The 17,430-nt window shown below is 46.5% G+C and carries 11 protein-coding genes; 3 read left to right on the top strand and 8 right to left on the bottom strand.

All coding sequences use genetic code 11. From position 1 onward, the window contains the following. Positions 1 to 43 precede the first annotated feature (43 nt). From hemE to cgtA, 3 genes are all read right to left on the bottom strand, one after another. On the bottom strand, positions 44 to 1,117 hold the full coding sequence (gene hemE / locus B0180_RS03525) for a uroporphyrinogen decarboxylase (RefSeq protein ID WP_078255681.1): 1,074 nt from the start codon (positions 1,115 to 1,117) through the stop codon (positions 44 to 46). An 88-nt stretch (positions 1,118 to 1,205) separates the two neighbouring features. Then, positions 1,206 to 2,318 carry a glutamate 5-kinase gene (gene proB / locus B0180_RS03520; protein WP_420866054.1) on the bottom strand — a complete coding sequence of 371 codons (1,113 nt, stop codon included), beginning with the start codon at positions 2,316 to 2,318 and terminating at the stop codon, positions 1,206 to 1,208. Between the two features lie 90 nt (positions 2,319 to 2,408). Beyond that, entirely contained in the window at positions 2,409 to 3,623 is a 1,215-nt protein-coding gene (gene cgtA, locus B0180_RS03515) for an Obg family GTPase CgtA (RefSeq protein WP_078255679.1), read from the bottom strand. 130 nt (positions 3,624 to 3,753) lie between these two features. Here cgtA and B0180_RS03510 point away from each other — a divergent pair, with 130 nt between their 5' ends. Further along, positions 3,754 to 4,275, top strand: a complete 522-nt coding sequence (locus B0180_RS03510) for a GNAT family N-acetyltransferase (protein WP_078255678.1) — start codon at positions 3,754 to 3,756, stop codon at positions 4,273 to 4,275. 92 nt (positions 4,276 to 4,367) lie between these two features. Here B0180_RS03510 and B0180_RS03505 read toward each other — a convergent pair whose 3' ends face one another. The 3 genes from B0180_RS03505 to B0180_RS03495 form a co-directional block, all read right to left on the bottom strand. Then, positions 4,368 to 4,760, bottom strand: coding sequence for a DUF302 domain-containing protein (locus B0180_RS03505; RefSeq protein ID WP_233424910.1), 393 nt, complete (start codon positions 4,758 to 4,760; stop codon positions 4,368 to 4,370). Between the two features lie 201 nt (positions 4,761 to 4,961). Continuing rightward, on the bottom strand, positions 4,962 to 6,305 hold the full coding sequence (locus tag B0180_RS03500) for a glyceraldehyde-3-phosphate dehydrogenase (RefSeq protein ID WP_078255676.1): 1,344 nt from the start codon (positions 6,303 to 6,305) through the stop codon (positions 4,962 to 4,964). Between the two features lie 145 nt (positions 6,306 to 6,450). Next, positions 6,451 to 7,506, bottom strand: coding sequence for an NUDIX domain-containing protein (locus B0180_RS03495; RefSeq protein ID WP_078255675.1), 1,056 nt, complete (start codon positions 7,504 to 7,506; stop codon positions 6,451 to 6,453). A gap of 269 nt (positions 7,507 to 7,775) precedes the next feature. On the opposite strand from B0180_RS03495, the gene hemP reads away from it, so the two are divergent. After that, positions 7,776 to 7,937 carry a hemin uptake protein HemP gene (hemP, locus tag B0180_RS03490; RefSeq protein ID WP_227507050.1) on the top strand — a complete coding sequence of 54 codons (162 nt, stop codon included), beginning with the start codon at positions 7,776 to 7,778 and terminating at the stop codon, positions 7,935 to 7,937. Positions 7,938 to 8,061: 124 nt separating this feature from the next. Here hemP and B0180_RS03485 read toward each other — a convergent pair whose 3' ends face one another. Together B0180_RS03485 and B0180_RS03480 are read right to left on the bottom strand one after the other, a co-directional pair. Next, complete coding sequence (locus B0180_RS03485) at positions 8,062 to 13,086, bottom strand: translocation/assembly module TamB domain-containing protein (RefSeq protein WP_078255673.1); 5,025 nt, start codon at positions 13,084 to 13,086, stop codon at positions 8,062 to 8,064. 109 nt (positions 13,087 to 13,195) lie between these two features. After that, positions 13,196 to 15,958 carry an autotransporter assembly complex protein TamA gene (locus B0180_RS03480; protein ID WP_078255672.1) on the bottom strand — a complete coding sequence of 921 codons (2,763 nt, stop codon included), beginning with the start codon at positions 15,956 to 15,958 and terminating at the stop codon, positions 13,196 to 13,198. Positions 15,959 to 16,075: 117 nt separating this feature from the next. Here B0180_RS03480 and B0180_RS03475 point away from each other — a divergent pair, with 117 nt between their 5' ends. Continuing rightward, positions 16,076 to 17,407 (top strand): MFS transporter, encoded by a 1,332-nt coding sequence (locus B0180_RS03475; protein ID WP_078255671.1) that lies wholly within the window; start codon positions 16,076 to 16,078, stop codon positions 17,405 to 17,407. The last annotated feature ends 23 nt before the right edge of the window (positions 17,408 to 17,430 follow it).

The raw sequence follows: 17,430 nt of genomic DNA, 5'->3' as shown, positions 1-17,430 counted from the left end.
AAATCCCCTAAGTGATATACTTAGGGGATTTTGGTATAGGTGATCAAATCTGATAATCGTGCACCGCATCAATAAAGACTTTGGCATGTTCAGGATTTGACCACTGCGTGATGCCATGCCCAAAGTTGGCAATATACCCTGTTTTATCAAGTACATAAGCATCATCAAGCATACGGCGAACCTCGCTGCGTATCATCTCAGGTGAACCAAAAATCGTGGTCGGATCCAAGTTACCTTGCAGCGCCTTTTTGACATTTAAGGCGTGCAAAGTATGGCGCGCCTTATCCAAAGGCATTGTCCAATCAAGTCCCAGTGCATCGGCTTGGCTGTCTGCCTGAACATCAAGCCAAAGCCCACCACCTTTGGTGAATAAGACCACAGGCACATCGGGATGGATGGCTTTTAGGCGTGCCACGATATCGCGATTATAAGCATGGCTAAATTCAGCAAACTGGCGATGACCAAGCGCACCTCCCCAACTGTCAAAAATCTGCACAATCTGCGCACCTGCCACAATCTGCGCATCCAAATAATCCACCACTGCATCCGTAATCTTAGCAAGCAGTGCATGTAAAAGCTCAGGTGTGGCATACATCATATGCTTGGTATGGCGAAAATCACGGCTAGAGCCGCCCTCTACCATATAGGTCGCCAACGTCCACGGACTGCCACTAAAACCAAACAAAGGCACCTGACCATTTAGCGCCGTGCGAATGCTTGTCACCGCTTTCATGACATAATCAAGCGATGAATTCATGTCAATCTTTGGCAAAGCGGCAATCTGCGCTTCTGTACGCACCGTTTTGGTCAGCTTTGGACCTTCACCTTCAGCAAAGTACAAGCCCAAATCAAACGCATCTGGAATAGTCAAGATATCACTAAACAAGATGGCGGCATCCAACTCAAATCGGCGTAAAGGCTGCAAAGTGACCTCGGTTGCCTTATCGGTATCCTTACATAGGCTCAAAAAATCACCCGCCTGCGCACGCACTTCTTTATATTCTGGTAAATAACGCCCTGCTTGACGCATCATCCATACAGGCGTCGTATCCACAGGCAAGAATTTGAGCGCTCGTAGTAGGCGGTCATTTTTTAGGGAGGCAAACTGTACTGTCATAACTGTCTCTATCAATTTGTTTTTGGGTTTGACTGAATCTGTCAAATCATTTAAGTCAAAAAATCACTGTCTGTTTTATTTTATAAAGTCATAAAATTGCCATATCATCACGGTGTACCATGACGGATTTTTCGTCAACGCCATGCAGGATTTTGGGAATCTCGGTAGATTTTTTTTGGACGATCTTTTTGGCATCTGTTGATGAAAAACCCACTTGACCAACAGCGATTCGAGTTTTGTTTTTATCCACAATCTCAACCACATCGCCATCATCAAATACGCCATGAACCTCAACCACACCAATCGGTAGCAAGCTTTTGTGGTTGGTGGTGATGGCAGCTTTAGCGCCATCGTCCACAATCAAAGTACCTGCCATGCGGATATGAGCCGCCAGCCACTGCTTGCGCGCGATCAGCTTATCTTTACTGTCAGTTGTCAGGCGTGTGCCGATACGCTCACCTGCCGCCAAGCGGATGATCACATCATCGACTTTGCCGTTAGCAATGACGGTTTGGCATTGACCCATCGCCGCCAAGCGCGCGGCTCGAATCTTGGTAAGCATACCGCCGCTACCCCATTTACCGCCATCACCCGCCACCTCAAACAAATAATCCGCCATGGCGCGCTCTTGACTGATGAGCGTTGCATTAGGGTTATTTCTAGGATTATCGGTAAACACGCCATCTTGATCGGTCAAAATGATATAAAAATCAGCATGAACCATCGCTGCCGCCATTGCACCTAAGCTGTCATTATCACCAAATTTGATCTCATCAAAACTGATGGTGTCATTTTCATTGATGACAGGCACCACACCCCAGTCCAGTAGCTGAGCGATGGTTTGAGAGATATTTAAATAGCGTGAGCGGTTCGCCAAATCATCATGCGTCAAAAGCACTTGCGAAGACTGAACGCCTTTTTGGATCAGGGCTTGCCACCAAGTTTCAATGAGCCCCATTTGACCAATTGAGGCACAGGCTTGTAAGGCTTCTAGCTTTTTTGGGCGTTCAGGCAAATTCATGCGTACCACACCTTCTGCCACAGCCCCACTAGACACCAAAACCACTTCAATACCTTTGGCGTGCAGAATCGAGATTTGGCGCGCCCACTCATAAATGGCGGTGCGATCCAGTCCGCGACCATTATTAGTCAATAAAGATGAACCGATTTTGACGACGACACGGCGTAATTTAGTTTTCAAGACACTTCTCAAACAAAAAAGCAGTTGGATGCTAAAGACGCATCCATAAAACGCTGATAAAACCTAAAAATCTATGATAAAAGCCGACTATTAATAGGGTGCGTACTCGACCGCGACATCATAATCGTCATCATTCCAATCATCATCGTCATCGCCTGTGCGACCCTCACGCTGTGCTTTACGCATGGCGCGGTAAGCTTCTTTTTGAATCTCAGTATTATGGCGCACTTCTTCTTCTAGGCGTGCAAAACGAGCCGCCTGCTCTTCGGCGAACATCGGATCTTCAAGCTCGCGCTCGCGCTCATCTTCGATCGCTTGCATCAGATGATGCTTGACCGCTTCCACACCCTCGCCAGTCAAAGTCGAAGTACGAAACACCATGCCTGTCCAACCAAGACGCGCCACGATATCAGTACAAACGGCATTGTGTTCTTCTTCAGGGATTTGGTCAATTTTATTTAATACCAAAATTTGCGGCAGCTGTGATAGTTCATGTGAAAACTTCGCCAATTCATTTAAGATAATTTCGGCATTTGCCACAGGATCTGAGCCATCAATCGGCTTGACATCGACGATGTGCAGCAAGCGACGGGTACGCGCTACATGCTTTAAGAACCGAATGCCAAGACCCGCACCGTCGGACGCCCCTTCGATCAAACCTGGAATATCCGCCATCACAAAAGACTGGTGCGACCCCACATCCACCACGCCCAAGTTTGGGACAAGTGTCGTAAACGGATAATCGGCGACCTTAGGGCGGGCGGCAGAGACTTGGCGAATAAAGGTAGATTTACCTGCATTGGGTAAGCCGATCAAACCGACATCCGCGACGACCTTAAGCTCAAGCTTGATATTTTTGGCTTCGCCTGGAAAGCCTGGAGTGGCTTTACGCGGAGCTTGGTTGGTTGATGACTTAAAGCGGGTGTTACCAAAGCCACCATCACCCCCTTTGGCGATTAAGATTTTTTGATCCTTTTCGGTCAAATCTCCAATCACCACATCCAAATCGGTGTCAATAATCGTCGTCCCAATCGGAACTGCCAAATATACATCATCAGCACCCTTGCCCGAACAGTTTTTACTGCCGCCATTTTCGCCACGGCGCGCCTCAAACTTACGAGTGTAGCGATAATCCACCAAGGTATTGGTATTGTCATCAGCGATGGCATAGACATCACCGCCTTTTCCGCCATCGCCACCGTCAGGTCCGCCTTTGGGAACAAATTTTTCACGGCGAAAGCTGACTATCCCGTTGCCGCCATCACCTGCCTTGACACTGATTACAGCTTCATCAATAAAACGCATAATTTTGCTCAAATTTTAGTTAATTAGTGAATATTGTAGCACAAATTGCCCCATGATTGAAAAATAACAAAACGCAAAATCATTTCTGCGATAAAATAAGGCTGATCATAATTAATTTTAGGACACTGTTATGCCGACCATTACTCTTACCTCGCCCACGCTTGAGCATAAAGCTCAGGTTTTAGCGCTCGCCAAAGCCTTTGATGACAAGGGCTTGGTGCTGCATGGCGCATCGCTTGCGCTGTTTGATCGTTATGAAGATTGGCTAGATTTTGCTCATGCGCCTGCAGGCACGCCTGCGCCCAACGAAGCGTTTTTTAAAGTGGCGGATGCTTCTTTTTTGGGCGTGGATGAGCTTGGGCGAGTGCTTGGCATCATCAATGTACGGTATGAGCTGAATGACTTTTTAAAAGCGCAAGGCGGACACATCGGCTATAGCACCCATCCAGACCATTGGGGACAGGGCATCGCCAGTCAAATGCTTAAGCTTGCCCTAACACATTGCCAAGAAAAAGGCTTAACACAGGTGCTGATCACCTGCGATGATACCAATTTGGCATCAGCCAAAGTCATCGAAAATCAAGGCGGCATTTTGGCAGATAAGCTAAGTGTCAATGACAAAATTACTCGCCGATATTGGATTGCGCTTTAGCCAACTGTCAAGTTATATAAGCCATCATTATCGGCGATGAATCAAATAAAAGCCCATGACATTGATAGTCAATTGATAATCATAGGCTGTTTTTATTGCGTTACCACAGTTTGGATCAGCTTTTCGGCACCTGCCAAAGTGTTGGCGACTTCATCATAGTTAATTTGGCTATCAGCGATAAGCGCTTCGGTGGTCAAGAAAGCCACTTGAGTTTGCCCTGCCACTTCGGTAACAAGCACTTTTAGGGGGAGTTTTAGGGCAAATGAAGGGTTTTTGACCATCAGCGGCGTGCCTACTTTTGGATTACCAAAAATAATTACTTTAGCAGACTGCATGGTTAGTCCTGCTTTTTGGGCAGCAGCTTGGTGATCTATGACCGCAAAGATGGTCATGCCTTTTTGGGTGATGGTATCGGTTAGCCGCACTACTGTATCATCAAAATTATGGCGACTGGTTAAAGTTTTGGTGGGTTGATTTGTCGTCATGGGCCTAACCTGATGAGTTTGAATAGATTTTGGCATCATATGGCAAGCGCTAAGCGATAATATAGCAGCCACCAAAGCAATCGATCGTTTTTTCATAACCTTAATCTCCTTGATCTATTAAACAGCTTGTCCATGATGAAAATATAAAAACCCATCAACCTACTAAGCTGATGAGCTTTTGATTAAGCAAAATAAGCTCAGTTATTTTGCCATCTCTTCAGCCACGCGGATCACTTGGGTGCTATAACCCATTTCGTTATCGTACCAAACATACAGCGTCGCGCGATTATCGGCAGCGATGGTTGCTTTGGCATCAAAGATTGCCACTTTTTCAGAGCCGACAAAGTCGGTTGAGACCGCTTCAGGGGAGTCTGAATAATCAATCTGTGCTTGCCATTGCTCGCTTTGGGCTTTTGATTGGATAAAGGCGTTGATCGCGTCAGCATCACCGACTGATTTATCGAAGTTTAAGTTTAAAATCGCCAATGAAACATTCGGTGTCGGCACACGGATGGCGTTACCTGATAGTTTGCCTTTAAGCTCAGGGATGGCTTTTGAGACTGCTGATGCAGCACCTGTGCTAGTCATCACCATGTTCAATGGGGCAGCGCGTCCACGGCGATCGGCTTTATGGTGGTTATCCACCAAGTTTTGGTCATTGGTGAATGCGTGGATTGTCTCCATATGACCATTTACAATGCCGTATTCATCATGCAACACTTTCAATGTTGGCGTGATGGCATTGGTAGTACAGCTGGCAGCTGATACGATGGTATCATCGCCGATGGTGTCATGGTTGACACCATATACCACGTTCTTGATCTCGCCCTTAGCAGGTGCAGTCAAAAGTACTTTTTTGACGCCTTTAGATGCTAAGTGCTTACCAAGACCCTCTTCATCTTTCCATTTACCTGTATTATCGATGACGATCGCATCATTAATATCATGTGCTGTATAATCTACCTCTGATGGATCAGAAGCATAGATCACCTTAATAAAGCGACCATTGACGATCATGCCGTTATTTGCGGTATCAACTTGCACAGAGCCATTAAACCAACCATGCACCGAATCGCGCTCTAGTAGCGATGCACGCTTAGCCAAATCGCCCTCGCCCGCTGGACGCACAACGATGGCTTTAAGCTGTAAGCCTGTGTCTGATGCAGGACGACTCATTAATAGACGCGCCAAGATACGACCAATGCGACCAAAACCGTACAACACCACATCAGTCGCTTTGGCTTGGCTGCCGCTGCTAAAATCATTGGCTGATTTTTGTGCTTTAACCGCGTGTGCGATATCAAGCGAAGTATTTGATAAGCCATTGTCAACCAAAGCCTTAGCCAGCGCCAAAGTATCAGCCAGCGCCACGCCATGATTATCATGCAAAGCAATCAGTGCCGCCACATCCAAAGACGCGCGCTCACCCAAGAAAGTCACAGCCACTTGGTTATTAGCCAAGGCATTCAACGCAACAAGCAATTCAACAGCTTGAGACTCCTGGGTTTTACGAGATGATAAGTGAGTAGAATAAAGGTTTGACATGGTATTTTCCTTACGGTATTTTCGTCAAATTAATTAAGATTCAAATGATCACAAACACTAGAATTATAAATGAATATTCAAAACTTAGCAATGTTAATTCATTTTTGAAATAGGGCTATTTACACTGTAAATATTATCACGGTGATCAGTCAAAGCCACCTTTGATCACATTCGCTGCACCAGTCCGCTCAACCATACCACGGATCCCTGCGATGCCGATCGCCCCATGATCTTTGGCGCTTTGTAAATCTGATAGCCGCATGCCGCCCAAAGCAAGACTTGGGACATCACAAAGCTGCGCTAAGTGCCAAAACCCCTCCCAGCCAAGCACTGGCGTCTCAGGATGTGTGGCGGTTGGGCGCACTGGTGAAATTAGTGCCGCCAAGACGCGATGGCTTTTGTTTAGCTGATTGACAGCGCGCGCCTCTTTTTCATCATGAACCCCCACCCAAATCGGCAGGTCAGCAGGCAGATCATGCGCGCCAAATTGATCCAGTTCAGCACGCGTCAATTTCACCATCAAGTCTTTGACATCACCGCCCTGCTGATGATACGCGTGATAAACAGACCACCCAACGATAAGCCTTAAATCTGCGCGCGACTCTGTCATCAGTGCCAATAGCTGTATGATCTCATGCGCACCGATACAAGGGCGTAAATAAAAACACGCCCCTTTAGGCAGATGCTGGATATAATAATTGGCAAATTTTTCCATACCGCCAAATTCACTCAGCGCCTGGCTGATATATAATACTTTTGGCAAGCTTAGCCAATCTAAGATACACGCATTGGCGGCGGGCAGCTCATGCGCCCTAGAGATGATTTCATCTTGTTTAAACCAATATAAGCTTTGATTTTCAAGCCCCACGCTCCGATGGCGAAAATCGCCATATTGGCAGTCGGTTAAGCAGGCTTGATAAATGTGCAGACAGACAGATTTATCCGCATAGTCATGAGCGATTTTACCCATAAAAACCAACTGGTCGGTATTTAATTTAAGTCCAATTTCTTCATGAACTTCACGCACGACCGCCAAAGCAGGCGATTCATCTGCCTGAATTTTACCGCCAACGAATTCTAATTTACCGCCTAGATGCTGATGGAGGGAGCGCCGAGCTAATAAAAATTTATCGGCATATCTTAATACAGCCACTGCAACATGAACAGTTAGCGGCTCGGTCTTGTTAGGAGTTGATTTCATAATGCTCGATATTTCAATCACTTATAAATTTTTTTGATTCATTTCATCAATTTTTATCATTTACATTTGCAATTTATCAAAAACCTGTTATCATAATCATAAATGATAATTATTATTGTTTAAAAACAAATATCATTCAATATTAAACAAGGGTTATCATTTTACGGCAATCATGCCGGCACACAGGTGCGTTTTACAAGTTAATAGTTTAGCATACGGCTTGGGATAACCACCCATCACCCGTCAACACAAGGAAAATCGCCATGACTATGAATATCGCTCGTTATTTCACCAATCGTGATAGCATTCGCTTACCAACCTTATATTCTCAAAATCTGTTCGCCATGACCAAGGAAGTACGCATCGAACATCAAGGTGAAGAATACCGACTGCGCCTCACTCGAAACAATCGATTGATTTTGACCAAATAACCATGCTGATTTATCACATTTAAATAAACCATCTTTCTCCAACCCAGCAGGCATCATTTATCATGACAAGTGGTGCTTGTTGGGTTTTTGGCGCTCAGATATTGAGCAAATTTGGATAACTTACTCAAAATTTCCAGCGATAAATCACATCTACCATGTTTTCGGCGGCGCTGGTGGCTTCGATATAAACTCGGCGTGTCAGCTGATAGCGCATGGATAGCGTGGATTCGGCATTAAATACACCCACGCCATAGCGCAAATATAAATCTGGCGTGATATAGCCAGTGACATTGACATTAGTGTCATCTGAGCTGCCCGAAGCATCAATGGTCAAGCTCTGAAAACCGAAAGCCTGCCCGATTTGATTGGTCAAATCGCGCGTACCTGACAGACCAAGGCTGAGTCCTGCCGCAGCCAGATGGTTGGTCACCTGCGAGCGGAAACCCTGCTCGGTAATACCCAAATCACTGGATTCATCGATACGCCCTGTAATGAGCGCATTCATCGCCTGATGCTCACCCAGACCCGCATCATTAAACACCGTGATATCAGGATCAGATGCCGTACCACGGATGCGCACGCCCACGGTCTGACCTTCGATTTGTTTTTCGCCTTCGATGGACAAGCGCGGATTGAGCATATCGCCATCAAAGCGAATTTGGGCATAATTTAAATCTAAGTTCTGACCGATGACATCAATTTTGGTGCGCTCAGACACTTGAATCACCCCAAGCGCTTGCATCGCACCTTGACCTGACTGTGTCAGATGCAATGCGCCCGCCAAAGGCACGACCGCCCCAAAACCTCGAAATTCAATATTATTACCCAAATCAATACCGATATTTGCATTAATATCCCAAGGCTCAGCTCTGGCCAAGATTTGGTCAACATTACCTGTGATGCGTCGGTCAAGCACTGAAACATCTGGAGATTCGGTCACGATATCAGCGGTTGCCTCTGGTGGGCGAATGGTCGCTGATGGGATGCTCACTACGCCTTTGACCTCGACAAATTTTTGGAAAGGTCTGATCATCACTTCTAGTTCAGGACTGATTTGGGCAGTCACAAGCGGTGGCTGACTGACAGTGAGATTTTCACCAAAAACACCCAAACGAGCGTGCAGCTCTTCTGCCCAGTCCATCTCGCCATAGAGTACGCCATGACCCTCACCACCCACAAAGCTGCCATCAAGTGATGCATAAGTTCCACGAATACTCATAGTGGCATCGACATCAGAGATCGGCAACGGTACGCCCACGATAGAAAGTGCGCCATCTTCTAAGTTGGCATTGCCATAAAACAGTGGTCGAGACAGTGTCCCACCCAAGCCGCCAGCTAGGCTTGCTTTACCACTGAGCACCTGAATACTTGGGAAAAATGGTCGCAATACTGCCAAGTTCAGATCATTCATGACAAGCGCACCAGAAATGGGCTTATCTGCTTGATTAGGATCGATAATCACGTCGGCATAACCACGACCTGCTGCACCTAAAACATCAGTTCTAACTTTTAACCCTTTCTCCACACTTTTGGCAATCACAGATGCGCGCTGATACGGCATCTCGACATAGCCGGTATCTTCTTGGGTCAAGCCAATCGTGCCATCATCAGAGTACAGCACAGCATCAACCAAAGGCGCTTGACCTGCCTGCCACTGTGCTTTTATGCGGCCATTAAGCATTGATTGCCAGCGAATATCACTTGGCAGAGCCGCTGACAGCACTTGGGTGTCAAGATTTTGGATAATAAGATTAACATTCCCTGATTCTGGTGTATAGCTTAATGTGTCCTGTAAACAAATGACGCCCACGCCATCATCTTGGATATGTGATGACTGCCAGCAATGCGCCGCCACTTGTAGGCTACCATCGCCCAATCCATAAGCAAACTCGGTCGGCTGACGCTGCGACATTTCGCCAAACCTGCTATTCACAAAGCTATCTGACAATACCCCGCTGTAGCGCATATTACTGCGATTAAACGCCCCATCAATGCGCGTAGATGCTTCGATATCACCGCTTTTGGTCGAGATAGACACAATATGATTGGCTTCTGTACCGCTAAAATCAATTCGAGCCGATTTGATGACGCGGCCCATCACGATGATGTCATCGCCTTGAACCAAAAGCTGGCTTTCGCTATTGCCTAAATTGACGATTTTACCGATGGCTTGGGCATTTTGGATGGTGATATTGGCAAGCCTAAGCGCGGAGACGCTGGCATCGATATATAGCGTTGGCAAGGCATGGTGATCATTCATCACAATCACACCGCCTTGAATGGCACCGCTTGCGGTATTGATCAGCTGACCAAGATCGACCACATTGACACTGGCGGTCAGCTGTCTTTCATCACCCGACATGGTCAGATGATTGTTACCAATGCGAACTTGTAAATTATCAGCGTCTAGTTTACGGATGATGTTTTGGGTTTGACGTGCATTGTCATCAATACGATTTCTTAGTGCCAATAGCTCATCAGATGAAGTCGGCGGACGGCTTGCCTGCTTGATACTTTCGATATATCCAGCAAGATCCTTGGGTAGTGTAAGCTCAGCGTAGAGACTGCCTGAGGCGATGAGCGGCTGATTATTGTAGCTGCCTGTGATATCCAGATTGCCTATATCAATGATTTGGCGAGCCTCTTGCCAACTGCCCGCAAGCTGAATTGTGCCGTTTAAGTCGGTCTCAAGCGACTGGATAAACGCGCCCAAGTTCAGTGAACTCATATCAGCTTCTAGCTGCCATGCGGCACCTTGACTGATATCCACCCAGCCTTTAGCATTCAGTGCGCCTGCTTCGCCATCATGTCTTAGATGATTGACCATAAAGCGGCTGCCTGAGCCTGTCGCGTCAATACTTAGATTACCATTTGGGATTGAGTTATTGAGCACTTGACCATCAAAGGTGAGCGCCACATCGCCCAGCGCTCCGTCACGATATCTGCCTGATGTAGCAAGATCGCCTGTGATGATGGCGACCAAATTTTCATCATCAACAAAAGCGGCAGTATCCACCTCATCCAATCGCCCCTTGATATCCCAGGCAATACCATCATCCAATCCAAGGCGACCTGCAAGCGACACTTTGCCTGAATCATTGATCATGAGCGCGCGCGTAATGGTCAAATCATTAAGACTGCCCTCAACATCTAGCCCAATGCTTGAGCGAGCCAGCTGCGGCAAGATATCTTGGTTAAGCTGACCATCAAAACTTGCTTTAAGGTGCCGAATCTCACCACCTTGCAGCCTAAGCTCACTGGTGCCTTGACCTGTCAGATGTACTTGCTTGCCGTCATTTAATAAGGCAATCAAATCACTGTCATCCACCTTGATGTCATGAATCGACACATCGCCCATCTCGCGCAGGCGCCCTGAAGCGATGAGTCTGCCTGAAATTCGCTCAAACGGTGTCTGATTTGGTGTTTGAAAATAGGCGTTGGGTCTGACTGGATTGGCGGTTAAGTCAAGCTGCCATGCAAGCGGTCTTTGGGCAGTAGCAAAATCAACCCTACCAGTACCGCTGAGCTCGCCCATCACGCCTTGATATTCAAAATCTGTCAAATACAGGCGCTGATTTTGCTCAATATTCGCCTGCACGCGATACAGCCCACTTGGGGCAGCATTGAGCTTGATAATATCAGCGGTCGCGTCGATATAAGTACGCCCTTCTTCCAAACGAACCGACGCCTGACCTGAGCGGCTATGGATCTCGCCAATTTGTGGGACATCATGACGAATCAGATTTGCCCAAGTTGCTTCAATGCGCCAAGGTGCGCGATTGATCGTTTGATTTTGGGCAAGCGAGGCTTGAATGCGCTCGCCATCTTTTTGATTGAGATCAAATTCAAATCGGGTATCATTACTATCTTTATCCAATAGCGTATATTTGACCCCAAGCGTTCCTGTTAAAACCTGGGGCAAATAAGCTTCATAGTCGCGATAGTCGCTTGGCATGGCTTCACGAATGCGATAGCCGTCTGCTGAGATGGTTGCGTCAAGCTCATAGCCATCAGACCAGTTCATACTGCCTACTGCAACCAAAGTGCCACTGGGTGTATCCGCCTGTAGATACGGAATATCCATCACACTGCCGCGAATGATGCCGCGACCATGATAGTGCCCATCGGGGATATCTTTGGCAAACAAATCAGTATTAATGCGCAGCTCAATATTTGAGATGACACCATCAGCGATGATGGTACCATTTTGAAGTAAAATATTTTGACTGTCAGCATAAGGCAGCAGTACTTCATCAAAATCCAAGCGCGCACTAAAAGGCGAGTTTTTATCCAATCCTTGAGCGATAAAGCTGCCCGTCACATCATGCTGATTGTATTTACTGGTCAGCGTGCCAACGGTACGCTTTAGACTGCCGCCTGCTTTTACTGCCAAAGTATCAAAATAAGCACCATCCAGTGCCGAGACATGGACATCTGCTGACAGTGACAGCGGATAATTACCCGTCAAATCAATCTCACCCGTCGCACGGCTGACATCAATATCATCACCATAGCTGAGCATGGCATTATCAAGTTCAACCTTTGAATCCATCCATAAGGCGTGGTCAAATGCGATATGGTGCAGCACCACAGGCTCAGAGCCCGCTTGATCATAGATGATTTCATTGACTTTGGCATTTTCAAGCTCAAGCGTCACCGGCAAGCTGATGGTCGCATAGTCAAAAGGTTCACCCGTTGACGGCTTGGTATTCGTGACGCGCACCTTGTCGATATCAGGATTCACCAAATGCACTTGACGAGCAAACAGCGCACGCCACCCAAGCTGCACATAGGCGCGGTTGACGGTGACGGTAATGTCTTCGCCTTGAGCGATTTTGACATCTTGCACCCAGACGCCGCGGCGAATTGAGCCTTCGCTATACTTAAGCTCAGTACCAGTCTCTAGCGCGATTTTTTCGATTAAAAACTTCGAGCCTGCTTCGCTGTTGGTCATGGCAAATAGCACAACCAACAACAATAAAGTAGCAATAATCGCTCCGATAATTAAGCGAATCAAGTAGATCAGCCAACGCGGCTTGGGCGTGGGTGGGTTTGGTGGTGTGGGCTGCGTTTTGATAGGCGCGGCAGCGTCAGCAGAAACTGTTTTTTCTGCTGTGGATGAGTTTTTTGAATGATCCTGATGAGTCATGCACTGCCTTTAGACATCTGATTACCAATGCGCCATTTAATCACAAATGGTTAAAATTATCAATTCACACCGATCAGTGTGCGAGTATCATATATTAAAATAAGCTTAATTAAAATGGTGTGCCAATAAAGAAATGTAGCTTGATGGGATTGCCTTCTTCTTTGACGCCAGTTGCCACATCAACACGCACCTGACCCACAGGGGATGCCCAGCGTACACCGACACCTGCGCCGATCTTGGTGTCATTATTAAAGCCCTTATCATAGGCATTACCAATATCGCTAAAGACCGCTAAGCGCAGATCTTTCATAAATTCATAGTTATATTCAGCTGTACCGACCGCCAAGACTTGACCACCTGTCAGGTAGCCTTTATCGGATTTGGGCGATAAACTGTGATAGTCATAGCCGCGGATGCTTTGATCGCCGCCAGCAAAAAACCGTAAGCGATATGGCACATTATCAAAATTATCCGACCAGATATATCCTGCTTGCAGCCCACCGATCAGCTGATGTGCCCGATTGCTGCCATATGCATTATCACCAAAACTATAAACTCCGCTGATGCCCGCTCTGGCAATCGCCATATTGGCATCAGAAACAACGCTGTCAGAGCCGACTTCCAAAGAGTACTGCTGACGATATCCACGCATCGGGTTGACTGGATCGTCGGCGACGGTTTTATGGACAGCCACGCCTGCCAATAACGCTTCTTGGGTTGGCTTTCCGCCCACAAAATTGACAGGCAAATCCTGCCAAGTGTCTGGCGGCGCTTGTGTTTCTAGCTCATCCAGTCGGTAGCGCAGTGAATAAGTGCGATTCCAGCCGCCAGGCTGAATGATATTGCGGCTAATGCCCTGCTCGAGCGTCCGTGATGACAAATCAAAGCCGTTTGTGGATTGTCCAAACACTTCTTCTTCATAGCCCAAGCTTGCTCTTAGCTTGTCATTCAAAGGATGGCTAAGCGGTCTGGTGGCATACAGCTTGACCCCTTTTTTATCTTCAGACACTCTTAGCTCAGCACCTGCTTGATAGCCATCACGATTCACCAAATTATGCTCAAATTTAGTGACCACTCGGGTACCTGTGTCTGATCCCCAGCCCACACCAATCTGTGCATCGCGCGGTTTATCACTCGCCACAAAGACATACAGCGGCACTTTTTTACTTTGATAGACATCAGCAGGCGTTTTACGATTTGCCAATGCGGCGCGCTCAGGCAAATCTATCGTATCACTTTCAGATTCATCAGGTAAAATGGCGCGTGCCACAGCGGAGACAGCATCACTGATTCTACCCAAAATAGAGCGATTGATACGATCGTCATTATTGATGGCAAGCACCCTATCATCAGGCATCTCGTGCAGACGGCGTGCCTTGGCAGTCACCAAATCCAATTTATCTTGAATCAGACTGGATGTACTAAACTCGATCGGCGAGATATCCACCAGCGTACCATCTGCCAGCTCCACTGTCTCGATGACGGGTTCCAGCGTGCTGTCATCGACTTGTCCTTGTTCGGCGCGGCTGCCTGAAGACCGCTCAAAGCCGACTTGGTCGTTTTGGGTTTGTTCGCGCTCTGGAAAGACAATCTCAGTATTAACCATATTAAAATAGCGCGTGGCAAGCAAATCATTAGAAAGTGCGCGCACCGCCTGCAAATTATAAGCCTCTCCCATATTAAAGGTCAGTAGCTGTTCAAGCAATTTTCGTTTGACTGGCAATTTATCTGGATCGGTTGTCAATTGATTGGTTTCAGGATCAATCGTAAAGAAAACCACATCATCAAAGCGATACTGCGTGCCTGTGTCATAAATCAAGCTAACATCGGCGATGTTATCTGGTAAGATCACATCAACCGAATGATCCAACCATCGTCCATCAAAATAGCCATGTTCAGCACTGGTATTTTCGATGAGATATTTTTTAGTTTCGTATTGTCCATGATGAAAGACATCGCCTGTCTGCAGCGGCACTTCATCTGACACTTCAGCAAATGCTGCATCATCAGCGCCCTCACCGCGCACCTCGACCGCTCGATAATCAATACGAACAGGCTCGCCCAGACTATAGATGACGACATCCACTTCCCCAACACTGCTTCTTATGATTGATAAATCAACATCATAGTAGCCAACAGCACGCGCTGCGGCTAAAGCAGTTTGTCTTAGTCGCGCTATCGATCCACTCAAATCCATCACCGACTCTTGGGTGACATCTTCAAGCGCTGCCTTAATATTGGCATAGGGCTCTGTTTTTTGATCCGATGACTGAATAGCAGTGATTTCGCCTGATTGTGATGATTGATAAAATGTCGCCTTAAGCCTAGGCACTTTGCTGACGCCATCATTAAATAGACGAGCATAAAGACGCTTTATTAACCCTGGCTGCTCAGGCTCTAGCGTCTGTGGTACTATCACTTCAGTATCAGGCTGCTTACCTTGATATTCAGGAATATAATCCTCAGGATTGATGCCTGTCTCATCAGATTCTTGGGCAAATAATTCCTCTGAGCTCAGCGGTGCGGTATCTTCGATCGCCACCATATCCAGCCCCAGTGGAGGTGATTGATCGCCGATGCGTGATACAGGCGCTTGATGATCCACCTTCACAGTATCCAAAGCTTGTGGTCTGGCAGGAGTATTAAGACTCGCTGCGTTCAGACGCGCTTGTATCTGCTCTGGCGTCAGCAAGGCAGGCATGGGAACATTCGCCACTACTTGATCGGCAGCATCTTGAGCGGCTGCATGAGTGGTGAGGGTGGTGTCAGAATCATTTTGCTGTGCCAAAGCCTGCATCATAACAAACGGCAGGCATGCCGCCAAGGAGACAGGCGCAAATATCCGATTGGTCAATAAAACCGACTTTGACATACAAAAAACTCAAGATAAAATAGCAAATTGCTGTTATTATAACAGAGTTTACAGACGATTAAAGCCCAAATACACCCCAAATCCCTAATTACAAAAAGCTTTTAGATATCAAATATTATGGCAAGTCAGCTGAAATTATTTCGCCGTCCGGTGTTTACTTCAATGTTTTTTACCCAATTTTTTGGGGCATTTAACGACAATGTCTTTAAACAAGCATTGATATTGGTACTCACCTACTCAGCAGCGATGAAACTTGGCGTGGAAGTCAGTTTATTAAATAACTTGGCTGCCTTGTTATTTATCCTGCCGTATTTTTTATTCTCGGCATTGGCAGGTCAAATTGCAGATAAATATGAAAAATCGTTTTTGACTCGGCGTATCAAGCTGATTGAGATCATCATCATGATGATTGCGGCGGTGGGGTTTATTTACGAAATATACAGCTTGCTGTTTTTTTGCTTGTTTATGATGGGCACTCAGTCCACCTTTTTTGGTCCGATCAAATACGCTTACTTGCCCGAAACCATGCAGCGCGATGAGATCGTCGCTGCCAATGGATTATTTCAAACCAGTACCAGTCTTGCCATTTTGACAGGGATGATGCTCGCAGGCGTGCTAACTCAGCTGTATTTATCTGAATACTGGCTGGCGGTCGTGACGATTTTTGTGGCGATACTAGGATATTTGGCGGCACGCCAAATCCCCAAAACTCAAGTCCATGCGCCAGATTTGCAGATTGATTGGAACATCGCTCGCACCAGTTTTGATATCATCAAATATCTTTATGGCTTACCGCTTCTGTTTTTTATCATCATCGGTAACAGTTGGTTTTGGTTTTATGGCGCGACGTTTTTGACACAGACGCCAGAAGTCACCAAAGTTTTGTTGCATGGTGATGAATCGGTGGTGATCTTTTTATTGACCTTATTTTCTGTCGGTATCGCCATTGGATCGCTACTTTGTAAAACACTCACCAAAAACCAAGTCAGCTTTAGGCTTCTGCCGTATGGATTAGCGGGATTATCAGTCTTTGCGATGGCGCTTTATGTGTCACTAAATCAGCTGTCTTTGCCGGTGCCGGTTGAGCCTTATACTGTCATAGAGCTGATCCGCCACTCGCAGACTTGGGCGGTGTTTGTTGAGCTGTTTTTATTGGGCTTTAGCGGTGGTGTTTATATCGTTCCACTATATACCGCCATGCAAGCTTACGCCCCCGTTGATTATCGCTCACGCGTTGTTGGCGCCAATAATATTTTTAACGCAATTTTTATGGTCGTGTCTGCGATTTTTGCCATTTTGATTTTGGCGGTGATCAAACTTAACTTGCCGCAGCTGTTTGCCATCAGCGCCTTATTAAATCTTGGCTTTGGTATTTATTTATACTTAAAACTCAAAAAATACGATCGCACATTGCCAATCAATATGGATGAAACGGCGATTTTGCCTTGATTTTCAATTTGCAACAAAAGGGT

It is taken from the genome of Moraxella canis (genome assembly GCF_002014965.1).
GTDB lineage: Bacteria > Pseudomonadota > Gammaproteobacteria > Pseudomonadales > Moraxellaceae > Moraxella > Moraxella canis.
The sequence above is the reverse complement of the archived record's forward strand: the minus strand, read 5'-3'. Positions and strand labels throughout refer to the sequence as shown.

Bases quoted from the DNA above. Each gene is read 5' to 3' on its own strand.
- hemE (WP_078255681.1), bottom strand. From the start codon at position 1,117: ATGACAGTACAGTTTGCCTCCCTAAAAAATGACCGCCTACTACGAGCG.
- cgtA (WP_078255679.1), bottom strand. From the start codon at position 3,623: ATGCGTTTTATTGATGAAGCTGTAATCAGTGTCAAGGCAGGTGATGGC.
- B0180_RS03510 (WP_078255678.1), top strand. From the start codon at position 3,754: ATGCCGACCATTACTCTTACCTCGCCCACGCTTGAGCATAAAGCTCAG.
- B0180_RS03505 (WP_233424910.1), bottom strand. From the start codon at position 4,760: ATGACGACAAATCAACCCACCAAAACTTTAACCAGTCGCCATAATTTT.
- B0180_RS03500 (WP_078255676.1), bottom strand. From the start codon at position 6,305: ATGTCAAACCTTTATTCTACTCACTTATCATCTCGTAAAACCCAGGAG.
- B0180_RS03495 (WP_078255675.1), bottom strand. From the start codon at position 7,506: ATGAAATCAACTCCTAACAAGACCGAGCCGCTAACTGTTCATGTTGCA.
- hemP (WP_227507050.1), top strand. From the start codon at position 7,776: ATGAATATCGCTCGTTATTTCACCAATCGTGATAGCATTCGCTTACCA.
- B0180_RS03485 (WP_078255673.1), bottom strand. From the start codon at position 13,086: ATGACTCATCAGGATCATTCAAAAAACTCATCCACAGCAGAAAAAACA.
- B0180_RS03480 (WP_078255672.1), bottom strand. From the start codon at position 15,958: ATGTCAAAGTCGGTTTTATTGACCAATCGGATATTTGCGCCTGTCTCC.
- B0180_RS03475 (WP_078255671.1), top strand. From the start codon at position 16,076: ATGGCAAGTCAGCTGAAATTATTTCGCCGTCCGGTGTTTACTTCAATG.